At 62.8% G+C, this 368-nt stretch carries 1 protein-coding gene; it reads right to left on the bottom strand.

The window, feature by feature from the left end:
* Nucleotides 1-213: 213 nt before the first annotated feature.
* A complete protein-coding gene (locus EN852_RS42815) occupies nucleotides 214-351 on the bottom strand; it encodes a transporter substrate-binding domain-containing protein (protein ID WP_281407840.1) in 138 nt (45 codons plus the stop codon).
* Nucleotides 352-368: the final 17 nt, after the last annotated feature.

Raw genomic sequence — 368 nt, 5'->3', positions numbered from 1 at the left:
AAAGCTGCGTCCGACGGCGCCAAGGACACCGATGGCGGTGCCGAACAGGATCGACAGCGACGCCAGCTGGATGGACTTCTCCAGGCCGCGCAGCAACAGGTCGAGATGCACCAGGATCGGGCCGAATTGCAGGGCGGTTTGCATGGGCATTCCGTCACGAGGTCGAGAAAGCGGGGCTGCTGCCATGCGCGGTCCCGCCGTGGAATGACGCGATCAGAAGACCGGCAGCACCGGCAGCGGCTGGTTGCGATACTTCATCGACAATGCATCCAGCGTGCCGTCCGCCTTCATGGTGAACAGCCAGGTGTTGATCCACTGGCGCAGATTGTCGTTGCCCTTGGCGACGCCGATGCCGAAGTAGAAGGTCT

Origin of the sequence: Mesorhizobium sp. M2E.F.Ca.ET.209.01.1.1 (assembly GCF_004010375.2) — a bacterium.
Classification (GTDB): domain Bacteria; phylum Pseudomonadota; class Alphaproteobacteria; order Rhizobiales; family Rhizobiaceae; genus Mesorhizobium.
This window is presented reverse-complemented; position numbering and strand designations above follow the sequence as displayed.